Source organism: Pantoea sp. K16 (genome assembly GCF_048452805.1).
GTDB lineage: Bacteria > Pseudomonadota > Gammaproteobacteria > Enterobacterales > Enterobacteriaceae > Pantoea > Pantoea agglomerans.
Genome location: NZ_JBLWNV010000011.1, coordinates 135,251 through 151,186, shown reverse-complemented (window position 1 = coordinate 151,186; position 15,936 = coordinate 135,251). Strand labels below are relative to the sequence as shown.

Here is a 15,936-nt window from a genome sequence, read left to right as displayed (position 1 = left end):
ATTTGGTGATGTGCAGAATGCTATAAATCCAGCGTCTATTTAACCGGAGGCACTATCCGTCCACTGATGAGAAGCAACAATGTGGATGTGTTGTAAATTTTATGAGCAGAATGTTCATGTCAAACCCCCTGTATTCCCCCTCTTGCCTTTCTGGCTGGAACGCCGCCGATCAGCACTGGCGTAACGCCCTGTAGTCCCCTCACCACTTCGAACTGTTCTGAGTCTGCCCGCACGTTGTGCGTTGTTGCAGGTCGTCATTTATCGTTGCTGGAGAGCACCCATGCGCGCCTGGGTTTTATTATCACTCGCTATTGTTACTGAAATTATTGGTACCCTTTTTATGAAATGGTCCAGCCTCAATGGCAGCCATTCCGGCTACCTGATGATGCTGGGCATGATTGCCTGTTCTTATATTCTGCTGAGTTTCGCCATTAAACGTATCGCCCTGGGCGTGGCTTATGCGCTGTGGGAAGGTATCGGCATCATGCTGATTACGTTATTCAGCGTGCAGCTGTTTGGTGAAACGCTGTCAGCGCTGAAAATCTGTGGGCTGGTGACGCTGATCGTCGGAATTGTGTTGATCAAAACCGGCACCCAATCATCAGCGGAGGTTAATCATGCTCATCGCTGATCTTGTTCATGCGTCCTGGCTGGCGCTGGCTATCGTGCTGGAGATTGCCGCCAACATATTCCTTAAATATTCTGATGGGTTTAAGAAACCGCTGTACGGTCTGCTTTCACTTTGCTGTGTCCTGCTCGCGTTCAGCGCACTCGCTCAGGCGGTTAAAGGTATCGATCTCTCGATCGCCTATGCGGTCTGGGGCGGTTTTGGGATTATCGCCACTGTCGCGGCCGGATGGGTGTTGTTTGGCCAGCGGCTGAACCGCAAAGGCTGGGCCGGTCTGACCCTGTTGCTGGCCGGTATGATCCTGTTAAAACTGGCCTGATCGGCCCTCTCAATCAGTGATATTGATTAAGGGTGTGCCGCTGCACGCCCTTAACTTCCTGTGCTTTCCCGCCCTGTTTCGGTTGATTTTTCACTCCTACCTGTGCTCGGAATCTTCTTACTTTTGTAAAGGCCCGTTTACATATCTGTTGCCTTGAGGCTTAGTGAGCGCCGAAGGTCGGATAAAAACGAGGAATAGTTATGTCTGCAACACGAGGTTGGTCTACGGAGCTGGAGGGATTACGCGGCATCGCTTCTCTCTGGGTATTAGTTGGCCATATCAGCTTACTGGTTCATTGCCATATCACGCTTATTTCATCCCCTGGCATCGGGGTCGATCTGTTTATTCTGTTATCGGGTTATCTGATGGCGAAAAACTACGTCGAGCGTCAGCAGAAAGAGCCGTGGCAGAGCACAGAGACCATCAAGAAGTTCTGGATCCGGCGCTTCTTCCGCATCGCCCCGCTCTACTATCTGCTGTTAATCATCGCCCTGATTTATGGCCCGTGGTTTGGCGAGATGCGTGACACCATTGCTCATTTCTATTCCGGCACCGCCACAGAGTCGTCGCGTTACAACGACCAGTCGCTGGCAAACATCCTGACCCACTTCAGTTTCCTGTTCGGCCTGCTGCCCGAATATGGTTTTAATACTGTGCTGCCTGACTGGAGCATCGGGCTGGAGATGCAGTTCTATCTGCTGTTCCCGTTCATCATGTTGGTGACGCTGCGCTTTGGTTATGCCGCATCGCTGATTGGCATCATGGCGCTCTGCTGCGCTGGCCGATATGTGCTGGCAGATTATTATGAGGCGTTTGAGATGCCTTCAATGATCCTGATAAAGCTTAATATGTTCCTGTCGGGCATGCTGCTGGCCGAGGCGATTCGCCGTAAATCCCTGCTCTACGTCGCTTTTGCGCTGCTCGGCCCGGTTGCCAGCGTGGCGATGGGCCTGGGCGCGATTAAGCTGCAGGTGATTATGGAGGCGCTGATGATCGTCGGTATGACGGCGATTCTGTGGCAATACCCGCAGGGCAGCCTGATGGCAACGCTGATTGCTCTGCCGCGTAAGCTGCTGAACAACCGTCTCAGCACCTGGCTGGGCGACGTGTCGTTTTCTGTCTACCTGCTGCATCTGCTGATTGTAATCCCGCTGATTGCACTGCTGCTCAATCACACCGACATCGAGTTTAAGAGCGACATGATGCGTTTCCTGATTGTCTGCGTCTCTGCTATCCCGGTGACCTATGCGCTGGCCTCTTTACTCTATAAGTATGTTGAGAAGCCCGGCATTCAGATTGGTAAGCGCGTGCTGAAGCCGAAGCTGGCCGATCAGACCAGCTGAGTTTTTAAGGCAGGCCCTTCTGTTTTTAAAAGCCCCCGACTTCGGGGCTTTTTTTTGCCAGGAAAAGCGCAATTGGCTGTGATAACGAGCCTGCTCAGGCATTGATTAAGCCCGTCGCCAGCACACCCGCTGAGGTGAACTACACTTTGCCGGTTAGCAATCTGACTCAGAGGAGAGAACATGAGCATTCAGCATCTGCTGCTATCCACCGACGGTGGCGCAGTGATCATTGAAGCAGAACAACTCGAAAGTGAGCTGGTTATCCCGCCCCACCTGCAGACCCTGACCGGCGGTGAAGCTGACAGCGATACCGGCCATCGGGTGGCGGTAACAAAGCACTACTGCAAGGGACGCTACTATGCGGTTGCCCTTGATCGCCATGCGGCCAGCAATGAAATTGATGACGTGATCGACCTGCTGCATCCGGCCCCGCTCGATTAGTCTTTGTCGAACAGAACCCGTACATGTTCCGCTGAACTGCTGGCGGAAAAGCTCAGTATTGCCGGTGCGCGGCATTTACCTATTCAGAAGAGGATAAGCATTATGCAAAAGAAGAAGTGGTTTGTTTCTTACGTGATTAAGCCCAAAGGTGAAAATCATGTCACGACTCACGCCTTTATCGAGGGCGACGATGTCGAGGAGGCGCTGGAAGCCTTTATGTTCGAAACCAAAAAAAGCCTGTCGCTGGAAACCGAAGAGCTGACTCTGCTTTCGGTGAGCCTGGTGTAGACTCTGATTAACCTCGCGATTGCGGGGTTTTTTATGTCCTGTATCAGGATCGGTTATCTATTTATATTATTTATAATTTCCCTGGTGCGGCACTCAATTACTTACTGGGATACGGCCAGGCGTGATCAACGCCAGTTGATGAAAGCAGACCGGTAACCGCCAGATACGCCAGTATTAGGACAAACAGCACAATCGCTGCAATTTCAATGGATTTGAGTAAGTGATGCTTAGCCATAAATAACCCTCCTTCAGATGTGTGTAATCAGACTTCACCCCATAAACTATAATGTTACCGGTAAAGTTCAAGTGAAAATCACATCATGAAACATAAAGCCGCGCTTATTAATGCTTTAACGGAATGTGCTCTTACGCATTCAGAGGGAGGGAACCGGCCTTACAGGCATAAAAAAGCCCGCACGGCGCGGGCTTCTGCGATTATCAGCACGGATTATTCAGCAGACTGACCGCTAAAGTCGATTACCATCCTGCCGCGGATCTTGCCCTGAATCATCTCATCGAAGATGGCATTGACCTCACCAATCTTCCTTTTGGTCACCTTCGGCACCACCTTCCCTTCTGCCGCAAACTGGAAAGCTTCCGCCAGATCGTTACGCGTCCCGACCAGCGATCCCACCACCTGGATGCCATCGAGCACCAGACGCGGAATATTCAGGCTCATCGCTTCCGGCGGCAGTCCGACAGCCACCACCCGACCACCGGCCCTGACCGCATCGACAGCAGAGTTAAATGCTGCTTTGGCAACCGCCGTTACCACAGCCGCATGCGCGCCACCGGTTTGTTCCTGAATAAAGCGAGCCGCATCTTCGCTGGCAGAGTTTACGACCAGGTCGGCACCCATCTCTTTCGCCAGTGCCAGTTGCCCATCGCTCACATCAACCGCGATCACTTTGGCGTTAAAAACATTTTTCGCATACTGCAGGGCGAGATTTCCCAGCCCGCCAAGACCGTAAATCGCCAGCCACTGACCCGGTTTTACCTCGGACACTTTCACCGCTTTATAGGTGGTGACACCAGCGCAGGTGACACTACTGGCGGCGTAAGGATCAAGCCCGTCGGGGACTTTGACCGAATAGTCTGCAACGACGATACACTCTTCAGCCATACCGCCATCGACGGTATAACCGGCATTAACGACCTCTCTGCAGAGCGTTTCGTTACCGGAGTTGCAGTATTGGCAGTGACCGCAGCCCTTAAAGAACCATGCCACGCTGGCACGATCGCCAGGCTTAAGTGAGGTCACATCTGGCGCGACTTCCTCAACAATACCGATACCTTCATGACCCAGCGTCACGCCGGTTTTATCACCGAAATCCCCGTTCTTCACATGCAGATCGGTATGGCATACGCCACAGCATTCCATCCTGAGCCGTGCTTCGCCCGTTTTGAGAGGACGCAGCGTCTTCTCAACCACTTCAACCTTGTGTTCACTGTTAGCAATTGCCGCTTTCATAAACGATGCTCCTTTTGATTGAAGCTTTAAGGATAAGCCAAACCGCGGTGATGACAAGATGACAGGTAAGCTTTGGGTGCGAGGCTGGCAGGGTTGTTTCTGTTGTTGCAGAGTGGAGTGGGTTTTTGGGATGGAGACCGGGCACCTTAAGCTAATAGGGTTATTTTGCGTTCGCTTTTCAACCCAAATTTTAAGCTCACTAATATGTCAGGATTTTATCAATACCATCGGTTAAATTTAATATACACATAAGAAACTACGATAACCCAGGCAAAACTAAGAAGTGCTGCATACTGCGGAACAAAGCAGATGAAGATATACACTCCAGCCACAATAACTGCAGCAGGAACTAAATAGAAAAATGACTGAATCAGCCATAAAATAGCACGCTTCATTTATTCAGAATCTCATATAGAGCATCAGCAATTTTCCCTTCGCTGTTAGACATAGCCTGCACCCAATATTTTTTGATGTTTACCTTCAATTTCAAGAACCTATATGAATTAAAGATTTCATAAGTAAACATCCTGTAATGCAGCCATAGAGCACCCCATAACTTATATTTACTTTTTTCACAAATCAACCTATTGGTTTCACAATAACTAAATATCTGTTATGAGGCGCGTTGACCTTTATATATTGACAGACTCTTTGCTTTTTCTTCTCGCTGGCAAAACCTGCCATAGTAGCAATGATGAGATGAACGTTAGTAAAACTGCATTCAAAGCATGCATCAAGTGATCCGCCATTGCGATGCTAGCTACTGTGGGCTGAGGAATAAGATGCATAGATCATGCTGCGTCAACGACCCGAGCGTGCGCATCGTGATCGTTTGATACCAGCGGAGCGACAACTATGGCTTTGAGAGTCGCAAAATGCATCAGATAGCGCCAGCCAGCATCTGGCAGTGACCGGAATTGATGTGATACAGTTTTGACCATTACAGTACCCATTTAAGGGAATGGTATGGATACAACGGAGCAGTTAAACGGAACTTACTTCTATGGCGGACTTACTAACCTTTCTGCAGGAGAGCTTTATTTCTGGATAATGATTGATGTGACTGCAGAGCACTTCAGCGGTAAAAAGGATATCATCGCTCTGGTTGCGATTTACTCGGGGCAAAATACGATTGACGTATCCGGTAAGCTAAACGGAGCATGGAAAGGCACCTCTTATGCTTCGGTCTATTCTCGAAAGCTGTTACGGGATTACCGTCTTCCATTCAGATTACCTACGTGGATACAGAACCCTAAAAACCCTCTTCAAATTAAAATGTTAATGACTCACAAGCTGGGGACGTTCGTCGGTCGTACAATCCCGGTTTTAGGCTGGGTAATTATGGCCGCTGATGTGGCAGAAATTGGCTGGAAAACTACGGCAAAATATAACCTTCTTGCTCATAAGGAAGACAAGATATGGTAAACGAGGATATAGAGAAAGCTGTATTTGCGCTGGTTGAAGATTATAACGGCAGAAGTTTGTTTACGTTAAGACGTTATAAGCTTGAGCGGGATACCGATCTGAACAATGACTTTCGCATGGATCCTCTTGACGCGTATGAATTGCTAGAGCGGTATGCTGAAACATTTGGCATTAATCCTAGTACTATCACGTTTGCCGAATATTTCCCGGAAGATTTCACCGCGCCGCACGATCCGCTGACTATTCGTCTGTTAATTGAGTCTGCACAGGCCGGACGCTGGTTGGGTAAATAATTAACGCCTGCTAATGCAGGCGCCTATCTCTTCTGTTTGTTGCGGCCTCTTCCAGAGGACAAGAGTGGATCGCGATAATCTCTTACCCTCTCCAGTAATTCATCTTCTTCAGGCGTTCTGGAGTAGTTTCTGAACTTTACACACAAAAAAAGACCGAATACGATTCCTATATTCGGTCCAGGGAAATGGCTCTCAAGGAGCCGTGCGCTAAAAGTTGGCATTTATGAAGGCGATGTCGCCTTGCCATTTAACATTAGAACAGCGCGGTGGAATTGCCAGCAAACGGGAGCCGCAGGGGCATAAACCGGATCAGTTTGTGATCGCAACGGCAAAAAAGAGGGGTTGGGCGCAGCGCGATGCTGCACCCGACAGGTTTATTTACCGCACAGCGCCTGGGTGCGCTCAACAATCGGCTGCAGACTCATCATCTGGCCCGGATGCGCTTTGTCTTCGGCCTGGATCACGCTGATCGGCTGCGCTTTCACCTGTTTGTTTTTGAACAGTGTGTCGGCGATATCGTTCAGGGGGTATGTCATCAGCGTGCTCGGATTGATGGCAAACATCGCACCATCTTTCTCACAGGTCAGCATCACCTCTTCACGGTTAAACGGCCACTTCTCTTTACCGATCTCAAAGCGGCTGACGGTAATGATTTGTGCCGCCAGCGCCTGGCCGCATACGGATAACAACAGGATTGCGGGGATCACTTTCTTCAGCAACATAACTACCCTTTTCTCTCTTAAACCACATTTAGGCTGGCGACAGCGTGGCAAATACGCTGACCAGCCCAACCACTCCGCACGCCAGCAGCAGTTCAAGCTGCGTCATGCGAATAAATTTTTGCTGCGTCCCGCTGCCCGCCAGGCGGAATCGCGGCACCAGCCAGTATCGGTTAATCAGCGCTAACAGCACCATCAGGGCAACCAGCAGCACTTTACACAGCAACAATACAATGTAGCGTGAATCGTGCCACGTCAGCGGCCAGCCCGCGATCATCACGCTGTTTATCAGGCCACTCAGCAGCGTTAACGTCACCGCCAGATGACCATAGCGCGAAAAGCGCATCATGGTACGGATAGCGTCGGTGCGGCGATCGATCTGGCGCGCCTCCCGCATCAACAGCAACAGAGGCAGTAATCCGCCCGTCCAGAACGCCGCGGCAATCAGATGCAGTGCATGATTGAGCTGCTGAAACAATCCCGGCCAGCCATCGCGCATCGCGGCATGACCTATCAGAGCCATGCAGGCCAATTGCAGAACGCCCGCCAGCAGTAACACCTGCTGACGCAGCCGCCCGGTCAGTAACAAACCGGCAACGGCCAGCAGGCTAAACAGGATTTCCCACAGCCACACGCCACCGAAGTGCGTGCCAATCACCGCCAGCCAGATATCGACAGCGGCCAGATTGGCGCTGTCGCCGCTCATCAACACATTCTGGCAGGCCAGCATCGCCAGTGCACTCAGCAGCGCCAGCCAGGCGCTCCCTTTCACCAGCGGGTTTAATCGTCGCGCCAGCAGGGGTCGATAGCGTCCGGGTGCCAACAGTGCACTGTAACAGGCGCTGCCGGTCAGCAGCATCACGGCGGCAAAATGCAGCGCACGCAACAGGATCCAGAGGGTTGTCACCGGGGTTACTTCACGCTAAAGCGATAGCTTCCTGCGGTTTTATGTCCATCCACCGACAGCACATGCCAGTTAACCTGATAGCTGCCCGCTTGCAGCGGCTGAGACAGGCCCACAATCAACCGGTTTTTCTGGCCAGATTCAACGCGGGCTTTAGCAGTGGCGACAGGCTTCTGTTCACTATCCAGCAGCGTAACGCCGCTGAATGCCGCTTCAATATCTTCACTGAAGTTCAGCGTCAGCGCATCGGTGGATGTCGTTACCTGCGCTTTGGCCGCCGGGATAGAAGACTGGAGATGCGCATGCGCCGCTGCCAGCGAACTGAATGTCATCAGTCCGGCTGTCGCCAGCGCAATAACCATGCGGGAAATCAGTTTTTTATGCATAAGATCATCCTTTTAACCGCCGCCAGGGCGATAAACGTGGCAAAAGGATACGCTGCTGTATTTGCACTGTCGAGGCCAGCGATGCGATCCTTTATCCTTGATTCAGACCGCCGAAAACATTACTTTTGCCCGCTATCGTCAGGAGAATATTATGAGCCATAACCTTGCCCTGCTGTCCCAGGAAGAGAAAGACAAAATTAATGTCGATTTGGCGGCAGCGGGTGTGGCGTTTAAAGAGCGCTATAACATGCCGATCGTCGCCGAAATGGTGGCGCAGGAGCAGCCCGAAGCGCTGCGTGACTGGTTTCGTCAGCGTCTGATGCACTACCGCCAGGCGTCGCTCAGCCTGTCGCGCCTTCCTTATGAACCGAAGATGAAGCAATGATATTTCGCGTTATTGATACCGAAACCTGCGGTCTGCAGGGTGGCGTGGTCGAAGTGGCGTCCGTGGATGTGGTCAACGGCCAGATTGTGAATCCGATGAGCGATCTCACCCTGCCCGACCGCCCTATCAGCCGTCAGGCGATGGCCGTGCATCGCATCACCGAAGCGATGGTCGCCGGTAAGCCGACCATTGAAGAGGCGATCCCACGCTATCACGGCAGTGCTTTTTACGTGGCGCATAACGCCAGTTTTGATCGCCGGATGCTGCCGGAAATGTACGGAGAGTGGATCTGCACCATGCAGCTGGCGCGTCAGCTCTGGCCGGGCATTAAATATGGCAACCAGGCACTGCGTCATTCGCTGAAACTGGATGTCACGCCGCCCGCCGACCTGCATGCCCACCGCGCGCTCTATGACTGCTATGTTACGGCAGCACTGCTGATTCGAATTATGGAGACCTCCGGCTGGAGTGCCTCCGAGATGATTGTGCGGTCACAACCGGCAGCCCAGCGCGACGACGTTCTGCCCTTTGGCAAATACCGCGGCCAGGCGATCGCGGTGGTCGCGCGCAAGGATCCGGGCTATCTGAAGTGGATGCTGGATAACGTCAGCGATCTGCGCCCGCCATTGCGGCAGGCGCTGCGTAAGTACCTGACCGAATCTCAGTAATCCTGAGCTGGCGGTAAGGTGCCCTGCGCCAGTCCCAGCAGGAAGGTGTATTCCATCGCGATCCCTTCATAGGCTTTGTAGCGCCCCGACTTGCCGCCGTGACCCGCATCCATGTCGGTGCAGAGCAGCAGCAGGTTATTGTCGGTTTTCATCGATCTCAGCTTCGCCACCCACTTGGCTGGTTCCCAGTACTGCACCTGCGAATCATGCAGGCCGGTGGTGACCAGTAGATGAGGATAGGCTTTCGCCTCGATGTTGTCATAAGGGCTGTACTGGCGGATATAACGGTAGTACTCAGGATCATTAGGGTTGCCCCACTCGTCATACTCGCCAGTGGTCAGCGGAATCGACTCATCCAGCATCGTGGTCACCACATCCACAAACGGCACCTGGGCAACCACGCCGTGGAACCGCTGCGGTGCCAGGTTAATTACTCCGCCCATGAGCAAGCCACCCGCGCTGCCACCCATGGCATAGAGTCGTTCCGGGTGTCCGATGCCACGCGCCACCAGCGCGTTAGTGACATCGATAAAATCGGTGAAGCTGTTCATTTTGTTCAGCAGGCGACCGCCGTCATACCATTGCTGCCCCAGCTCACCGCCGCCGCGCACCTGTATCAGCGCATAGACAAATCCACGATCCAGCAGGCTCAGGCGGCTGACGCTGAAATCGGCATCCATACTACTGCCGTAGGCACCGTAGCCATACACCAGCATCGGATTCTGCCCGGGCTGATAGTGTTTGCGGTGATAGACCAGCGATACCGGCACTTCGGTGCCATCGCTGACTTTGATCCAGTGGTGCTCGCTTTTGTAATCTTCCGCGTTAAAGCCTTTCACCGCGCTCTGCTTGAGGATGCGCCGTTCGCCGGTATCCATATCCAGTTCAAACAGCGTGGTCGGCGTGGTCATCGATGAATAGCCGTAGCGCAGTTTGCTGGTGCGCGGCGTCGGATTGTAGGCCAGCCAGGTCACATAGGTCGGATCGTCAAAGGCGATGCCGCTGGTTTCGCCGCTGGCCCAGTTGATCTGCCGCAGGCTGGTCAAGCCGCGCTGGCGCTCCTCGACCACCAGCCAGTCCCGAAACAGCTGAAAATCTTCCATCACTACCTGTTCACGTGCCGGGATCAGGGTTTCCCAGCGTGACTCGTCCAGATAGCGGCTGCGGTAAAGCCCGAAGTTTTCGCCTTCCCGGTTGGATCGAATGAAGAACTGATGATCGTAGTGGTCGATGCTGTACTCATGATCGCGGCGGCGCGGCAGAAAAACATGCGGCTGCGCGTCGGGGAAGTTCGCATCAATCAGCTGAATTTCGCTGGTGTTGGTGCTGTAGAGGGCAATCATGATGAACTGCTTGGAGGTGGTCTTATGTACGCTGAGATGATAAGTGTCATCCTGCTCTTCATAGACCAGCTGGTCGTCGAACTGCGGCGTGCCCAGTTCGTGTCGCCACACCTGATAAGAAAGCAGCGTCTGCGGGTGTTTTCGCACATAGTAGAGGGTGCGCGAGTCATTACCCCACGCGAAGCTGGAAGAGGCGTTGCTCAGCACTTCAGGGTACCAGCTGCCACTCTCCAGGTTACGGAAGCGGATGCCATATTGCCGGCGAGACAGGAAATCTTCAGCCAGCGCCATGACCCGGTTATCCGGACTGATATGCAGCGCGCCCATGGTATAGAAATCACTGTGCGAGGCGCGCTGGTTAGCATCCAGCAGCAGGCTCCACTCGCCAGACTCATCTCTCGCGGCGGGCTGGCGGTAATAGGCCGGGTATTCGTTACCGCTCTGATAACGACTCTGATAACGGTAGCCATTTTTCACATAGGGCACTGAGTGATCTTCAGGCGGCAGCCGATCGATAATCTCTTTTAATACCCGGTCCTGCAGTAGCTGCTGTGACGACATGATTTTTTTGCCGTAGTTGTTTTCGGCACGCAGGTAATCAAGGACCTCGCTGTTTTCGCGCTTGTCGTCGCGCAGCCAGTAGTAGTCGTCAACGCGCGTCTCGCCGTGCAGCGTCATCTCATGGGGTATTTTTTTTGCGATGGGTGCTTTCATCCATCCGTCTCCGTGAACGTAATGATCTGTAAGCGTAACACTTCAGCAGCGGGAAGCCAGGTATAGGTTGAGAAGCAGCCGCTGGCGGATCACATCCTGTGACCCGCCAGCGGAATATCAGAGGGATTAACTGGCGGGTAAACGGGCTTTCTCAGCCTCAAGATCCTGCTGGATGCCGTCGCGAACATCCTGGGGGATTTTCAGCGCGTCGCCCAGCGCGGAGAGATAGCTGCGCTCCATGAAGTGATCAACGTCGATGGCGGCACAGCTCAGGAAGTAGAGCTCCAGCGCCTCCTCCTCGTTTTTCACATCGGCGGCCAGCCACTGCGGATCCAGCGGGCGGTTCATCGCTTTCTGGATCAGCTGTTCCGCTTCCTGACCGTAGCCGGACTGATGAATATTCTGCTCAATCGCTGCCCGTTCCTGATCGTCAATGTGCCCGTCGCTTTTGGCGGCAAACACCAGCGCCGTCACCAGACGTTCGGCCCGCAGGTTAACCGGCGTTTGCGCCACGCCAAAGTCAGGTTCATTCTGGTGTGCTTCGCTGACCCGCTGCTTGTATTTGTTCCATAGCACCGCGCCCGCAGCCGCACCACCGCCGATAATCAGCGCCTTGCCGCCATACTTAGTCAGCAGTTTGCGCGACGATTTACTGGCAATCAGCATACCGGCCAGGCCGCCCAGCGCACCCGGCGCCAGCATGTCGCTTAAGCCGCCACCCGATTTGCCCTCACCGCCCTTCTTCGTCAGTACCGACTGAATTTGTTGCAACCAGTTATTCATCATCCACTCCTTTTAAGATGTCAGTCCGCTATCCTGACGAAAAGGATGTCAGGAAACGTCAGAGCGGGAAAAGTAAGGCAAAAGGTCGTGTCAGATGGACGAAAGATGAGAACGCAAACGTTTTCGTTTATACTTGCGCGCGAATTTTGACTGCTTAGGTGAATGTATGACGACTCTCGGAACAGCGCTGCGTCCGGCAGCAACGCGTGTGATGCTATTGGGTTCAGGTGAATTGGGTAAAGAGGTGGCGCTGGAGTGTCAGCGTCTGGGTGTGGAAGTGATCGCGGTTGATCGTTACGCCGATGCCCCGGCGATGCACGTCGCCCATCGCAGCCATGTGATTAACATGCTGGATGGCGCGGCACTGGCTGCGCTGATTGCTGAAGAGAAGCCTGATTTTGTCGTACCGGAAATCGAAGCCATCGCCACGGAGACCCTGGTTGAGCTGGAGCAGCAAGGCCAGCGCGTGGTGCCGACTGCCCGTGCCGCGCGGCTGACCATGAACCGCGAAGGCATTCGTCGACTGGCGGCTGAAGAGCTCTCTCTGCCGACCTCCCGCTATCGCTTTGCCGACAGCAAGGCGCGCTTTGATGAAGCGGCTACCGAAATCGGCTTTCCCTGCATTGCGAAGCCGGTAATGAGTTCATCCGGCAAAGGCCAGAGCTTTATCCGCGATGCCAGCCAGCTCGATAACGCCTGGGACTATGCGCAACAGGGGGGCCGCGCGGGTGCCGGACGCGTCATTGTAGAAGGCGTTGTCGACTTCGATTTCGAGATCACCCTGCTCACCATCAGTGCAGTCGATGGCATTCATTTCTGTGCGCCAATTGGTCACCGTCAGGAGGATGGCGATTACCGTGAATCCTGGCAGCCGCAGCAGATGAGTGATGTGGCGCTTCAGCGGGCGCAGGATGTTGCCGCGCAGGTGGTTAAGGCGCTGGGTGGCTATGGCTTGTTTGGCGTTGAGCTGTTTGTCTGCGGTGATGAGGTGGTGTTCAGCGAAGTTTCTCCGCGTCCTCACGACACCGGCATGGTGACGCTGATTTCGCAGGATCTGTCAGAGTTTGCGCTGCACGTGCGGGCGTTTCTCGGTCTGCCGATTGGCGCGATTCGCCAGTATGGTCCGTCAGCGTCCGCCGTTATTCTGCCGCAACTGACCAGCCAGAATGTGCAGTTTGTGAATGTCGAAGCGGCGCTGGGTGCCGGTCTGCAACTGCGCCTGTTCGGCAAGCCGGAAATCAGCGGCCAGCGTCGGCTGGGCGTGGCGCTCGCCAGCGGTGACAGCACCGATCAGGCGATTGCGCGTGCCGTTGCCAGCGCAGCAGCGGTCACGGTTCAGGGATAAACGTGTGCGGTGAGCAGACGCTCACCGCCATAATTTACTTCGCGCCTTCAACAGCTTCGCGTGCCAGGCGGGTGATGCGATCCCAGTCGCCCGCTTCCAGCGCGTCGTTGGGCACCAGCCAGGAACCGCCGATGCACAGCACGCTTTTCAGCGCCAGATAGTCACGGTAGTTCGCCGGAGAGATGCCGCCGGTCGGGCAGAATCGCACCTGCGGGAAGGGTCCGCCAATTGCCTGCAGCGCTTTAACGCCGCCGTTCGCTTCTGCCGGGAAAAACTTGAACTCGCGCAGACCGTAGTCCATACCGGTCATTAGCTCAGAAACGGTGCTGATGCCGGGAATTAATGGCACCGGCCCTTCAACCGCCGCTTTCAGCAGCGACTCGGTGACGCCAGGGCTGATCACAAACTGCGCACCGGCATCGGTCACTTCCTGTAACTGCTGCGGATTAATCACCGTTCCCGCACCAACGATCGCATCCGGCACTTCTTTGATCATCGCACGTAAGGCATCCATCGCCACTGGCGTGCGCAGCGTCACTTCCAGCACTCTGACACCGCCTGCCACCAGCGCTTTTGCCATCGGCACGGCGTGTTCCAGTTTGTTCACAACGATGACCGGCACCACAGGTCCGGTGGTCAGAATCTGTTCTGCACTCGTTTTCCAGTTTTTCATCAGTTCCCCTTGCTTGATAACACCGGGATTGCGACCCGGTCATGGAGCATCGGCTCCTGCCCTGTAAATTGCGTCACTACCATACATGATCAGCTTCCTGAGCGTCTATCATCCTGCGACCATTTTGAAACGGCAGTTCAATTTTATTCGTATCGGCTGGCCCGGATTAAGGGCGAAAAAAAAGCCCGCGTCGCGGGCTTCAGCATCACTTCCGTTATTCGAACTCGTTCCACGAGCGGCCATCGCGGGTAATCATCGCCACTGAGGCCACCGGGCCCCAGGTGCCCGCCTGATACGGCTTGGAAGAGTCGCCGTCCGCAGCCCAGGCATCGATAATGGAATCGACATAGGTCCACGCGGCTTCCACTTCATCGCGGCGCACAAACAGCGCCTGGATACCGCGCATGCTCTCCAGCAGCAGACGCTCGTAAGCATCGGCAAGGTGCGACTGGTTAAAGGTCTCGGAGTAGCTCAGATCCAGCTTGGTGGTCTGCAGCTTGTGCTTGTGATCGAGGCCTGGCACTTTGTTCAGGATCTCGATATCCACCCCTTCGTCCGGCTGCAGACGAATCGTCAGCTTGTTCTGCGGCAGCTCGGAGTAGGAGTCTTTAAACAGGTTCATTTCCGGGTTTTTGAAGTAGACCACGACTTCTGAACACTTGGTCGGCAAACGCTTACCGGTGCGCAGGTAGAACGGCACACCCGCCCAGCGCCAGTTGTCGATATCGACACGAATTGCCACGAAGGTCTCTGTGGCGCTCGACTTATTGGCACCCTCTTCTTCCAGGTAGCCCGGCACTTTTTTGCCCTGCACAAAGCCAGCGGTGTACTGGCCGCGAACGGTTTTCTCACGCACGTTGGTCTGATCGATGCGGCGCAGCGAGCGCAGCACTTTAACTTTTTCGTCACGGATGCTGTCGGCGCTGAGGTCGGACGGCGGTGACATGGCGATCATGGTCAGAATCTGCAGCAGGTGGTTCTGGATCATGTCGCGCATCTGGCCCGCTTTATCGAAGTAACCCCAGCGGCCTTCGATACCCACTTCTTCGGCCACGGTAATCTGGACGTGGTCGATGGTGCGGTTATCCCAGTTATTCACGAAGATAGAGTTAGCAAAGCGCAGCGCCAGCAGGTTAAGCACGGTCTCTTTGCCGAGATAGTGGTCAATACGGAACACCTGGCTCTCATCAAAGTACTCACCAACGCTGTCGTTGATCTCCTGCGAGGTTTCCAGTGAGGTACCCAGCGGCTTCTCCATCACTACGCGCGCCGGTTTAGCATTCAGCTTCGCGGTGCCCAGACCCTGACAGATGGCGCCAAAGGTGCTGGGTGGCATGGCGAAGTAGTTGATGGTGGTGCGATTTTTCTGGTCCAGCATCTTGCCCAGTTTCGGAAAGTGCGTGGTGTCGTTGACATCGAGGTTGCAGAAGTCGAGACGATTGCTGAGTTTGTCCCACAGCGCTTCGTCAATCTTCTCCTTCATGAAGGTTTCCAGCGCTTCACGTACCACTTTGGTGTATTCCGCTTTATCCCACTCGGCACGGCCGACACCAATAATGCGGGTTTCCTCGTGGATCTGCCCCGCTTTCTCTAACTGGTACAGTGAAGGCAACAGTTTACGGCGTGCAAGATCGCCTTTGGCACCGAAAATCACCAGATCGCATGCCTGGGCTGTTTGTGTTACCGCCATTTTCCTCTCCTCGTTGCAGGATAGTCCGGTGGTGATGCATCCTCTGCCACCGGGTCCAGGTTATTATTTTCTTTGAGCACAATGTACTTTTTTCCCCGCGCCAGGTAAACCGACTCGC

The 15,936-nt window shown here is 54.1% G+C and carries 19 protein-coding genes; 10 read left to right on the top strand and 9 right to left on the bottom strand.

The features are described 5' to 3' along the window. The first annotated feature begins 280 nt into the window (after positions 1-280). From mdtJ to ACK13D_RS15705, 5 genes are all read left to right on the top strand, one after another. Entirely contained in the window at positions 281-631 is a 351-nt protein-coding gene (gene mdtJ, locus ACK13D_RS15725) for a multidrug/spermidine efflux SMR transporter subunit MdtJ (protein ID WP_010258741.1), read from the top strand. After that, a complete protein-coding gene (gene mdtI, locus ACK13D_RS15720; protein WP_010258739.1) occupies positions 618-947 on the top strand; it encodes a multidrug/spermidine efflux SMR transporter subunit MdtI in 330 nt (109 codons plus the stop codon). The genes mdtJ and mdtI overlap by 14 nt, the downstream gene beginning before the upstream one ends. A 200-nt stretch (positions 948-1,147) precedes the next feature. Next, positions 1,148-2,290, top strand: a complete 1,143-nt coding sequence (locus ACK13D_RS15715; RefSeq protein WP_010258734.1) for an acyltransferase family protein — start codon at positions 1,148-1,150, stop codon at positions 2,288-2,290. A gap of 180 nt (positions 2,291-2,470) precedes the next feature. Continuing rightward, the gene (locus ACK13D_RS15710; RefSeq protein ID WP_010258727.1) at positions 2,471-2,731 is read left to right on the top strand and encodes a hypothetical protein; all 261 of its coding nucleotides are present in this window, start codon (positions 2,471-2,473) and stop codon (positions 2,729-2,731) included. 102 nt (positions 2,732-2,833) lie between these two features. Further along, positions 2,834-3,019, top strand: a complete 186-nt coding sequence (locus ACK13D_RS15705; RefSeq protein WP_010258724.1) for a hypothetical protein — start codon at positions 2,834-2,836, stop codon at positions 3,017-3,019. A gap of 97 nt (positions 3,020-3,116) precedes the next feature. Here the strand turns inward: ACK13D_RS15705 and ACK13D_RS15700 are convergent, their stop codons facing one another. Both ACK13D_RS15700 and adhP read right to left on the bottom strand, forming a co-directional pair. Continuing rightward, entirely contained in the window at positions 3,117-3,254 is a 138-nt protein-coding gene (locus tag ACK13D_RS15700) for a hypothetical protein (RefSeq protein WP_010258717.1), read from the bottom strand. Between the two features lie 213 nt (positions 3,255-3,467). Further along, positions 3,468-4,490 (bottom strand): alcohol dehydrogenase AdhP, encoded by a 1,023-nt coding sequence (adhP, locus tag ACK13D_RS15695; RefSeq protein ID WP_010258714.1) that lies wholly within the window; start codon positions 4,488-4,490, stop codon positions 3,468-3,470. A 966-nt stretch (positions 4,491-5,456) separates the two neighbouring features. Between adhP and ACK13D_RS15690 the strand changes: the two genes are divergently transcribed. Both ACK13D_RS15690 and ACK13D_RS15685 read left to right on the top strand, forming a co-directional pair. Beyond that, a complete protein-coding gene (locus ACK13D_RS15690; protein ID WP_033771981.1) occupies positions 5,457-5,915 on the top strand; it encodes an STM2901 family protein in 459 nt (152 codons plus the stop codon). Then, positions 5,909-6,208, top strand: coding sequence for a DUF1493 family protein (locus tag ACK13D_RS15685; RefSeq protein WP_045139896.1), 300 nt, complete (start codon positions 5,909-5,911; stop codon positions 6,206-6,208). The genes ACK13D_RS15690 and ACK13D_RS15685 overlap by 7 nt, the downstream gene beginning before the upstream one ends. Before the next feature lie 374 nt (positions 6,209-6,582). On the opposite strand, the gene ACK13D_RS15680 is transcribed toward ACK13D_RS15685, so the two are convergent. Genes ACK13D_RS15680 through copC form a run of 3 tightly spaced genes read right to left on the bottom strand, consistent with a single transcriptional unit; the run spans position 6,583 to position 8,217 of the window. Continuing rightward, positions 6,583-6,930, bottom strand: a complete 348-nt coding sequence (locus tag ACK13D_RS15680) for a YebY family protein (RefSeq protein WP_010670792.1) — start codon at positions 6,928-6,930, stop codon at positions 6,583-6,585. Between the two features lie 28 nt (positions 6,931-6,958). Continuing rightward, on the bottom strand, positions 6,959-7,834 hold the full coding sequence (gene copD / locus ACK13D_RS15675) for a copper homeostasis membrane protein CopD (RefSeq protein WP_418796810.1): 876 nt from the start codon (positions 7,832-7,834) through the stop codon (positions 6,959-6,961). Between the two features lie 5 nt (positions 7,835-7,839). Beyond that, complete coding sequence (gene copC / locus ACK13D_RS15670) at positions 7,840-8,217, bottom strand: copper homeostasis periplasmic binding protein CopC (RefSeq protein WP_010258695.1); 378 nt, start codon at positions 8,215-8,217, stop codon at positions 7,840-7,842. A 151-nt stretch (positions 8,218-8,368) separates the two neighbouring features. On the opposite strand from copC, the gene ACK13D_RS15665 reads away from it, so the two are divergent. Then, positions 8,369-8,602 carry a DNA polymerase III subunit theta gene (locus ACK13D_RS15665; RefSeq protein WP_010258692.1) on the top strand — a complete coding sequence of 78 codons (234 nt, stop codon included), beginning with the start codon at positions 8,369-8,371 and terminating at the stop codon, positions 8,600-8,602. After that, entirely contained in the window at positions 8,599-9,270 is a 672-nt protein-coding gene (exoX, locus tag ACK13D_RS15660) for an exodeoxyribonuclease X (protein WP_022625523.1), read from the top strand. Before ACK13D_RS15665 ends, exoX begins: the two co-directional genes overlap by 4 nt. Here the strand turns inward: exoX and ACK13D_RS15655 are convergent. Continuing rightward, entirely contained in the window at positions 9,264-11,327 is a 2,064-nt protein-coding gene (locus tag ACK13D_RS15655) for a prolyl oligopeptidase family serine peptidase (RefSeq protein ID WP_418796807.1), read from the bottom strand. The genes exoX and ACK13D_RS15655 overlap by 7 nt on opposite strands. Before the next feature lie 126 nt (positions 11,328-11,453). Further along, entirely contained in the window at positions 11,454-12,110 is a 657-nt protein-coding gene (locus tag ACK13D_RS15650) for a tellurite resistance TerB family protein (protein ID WP_010258682.1), read from the bottom strand. Positions 12,111-12,276: 166 nt separating this feature from the next. On the opposite strand from ACK13D_RS15650, the gene purT reads away from it, so the two are divergent. Beyond that, positions 12,277-13,455 carry a formate-dependent phosphoribosylglycinamide formyltransferase gene (purT, locus tag ACK13D_RS15645; protein ID WP_187493153.1) on the top strand — a complete coding sequence of 393 codons (1,179 nt, stop codon included), beginning with the start codon at positions 12,277-12,279 and terminating at the stop codon, positions 13,453-13,455. Between the two features lie 34 nt (positions 13,456-13,489). Here purT and ACK13D_RS15640 read toward each other — a convergent pair whose 3' ends face one another. Together ACK13D_RS15640 and zwf are read right to left on the bottom strand one after the other, a co-directional pair. Further along, entirely contained in the window at positions 13,490-14,128 is a 639-nt protein-coding gene (locus ACK13D_RS15640) for a bifunctional 4-hydroxy-2-oxoglutarate aldolase/2-dehydro-3-deoxy-phosphogluconate aldolase (protein ID WP_010258674.1), read from the bottom strand. A 214-nt stretch (positions 14,129-14,342) separates the two neighbouring features. Continuing rightward, positions 14,343-15,818, bottom strand: a complete 1,476-nt coding sequence (gene zwf, locus ACK13D_RS15635) for a glucose-6-phosphate dehydrogenase (protein ID WP_010258671.1) — start codon at positions 15,816-15,818, stop codon at positions 14,343-14,345. Between the last annotated feature and the right edge of the window lie 118 nt (positions 15,819-15,936).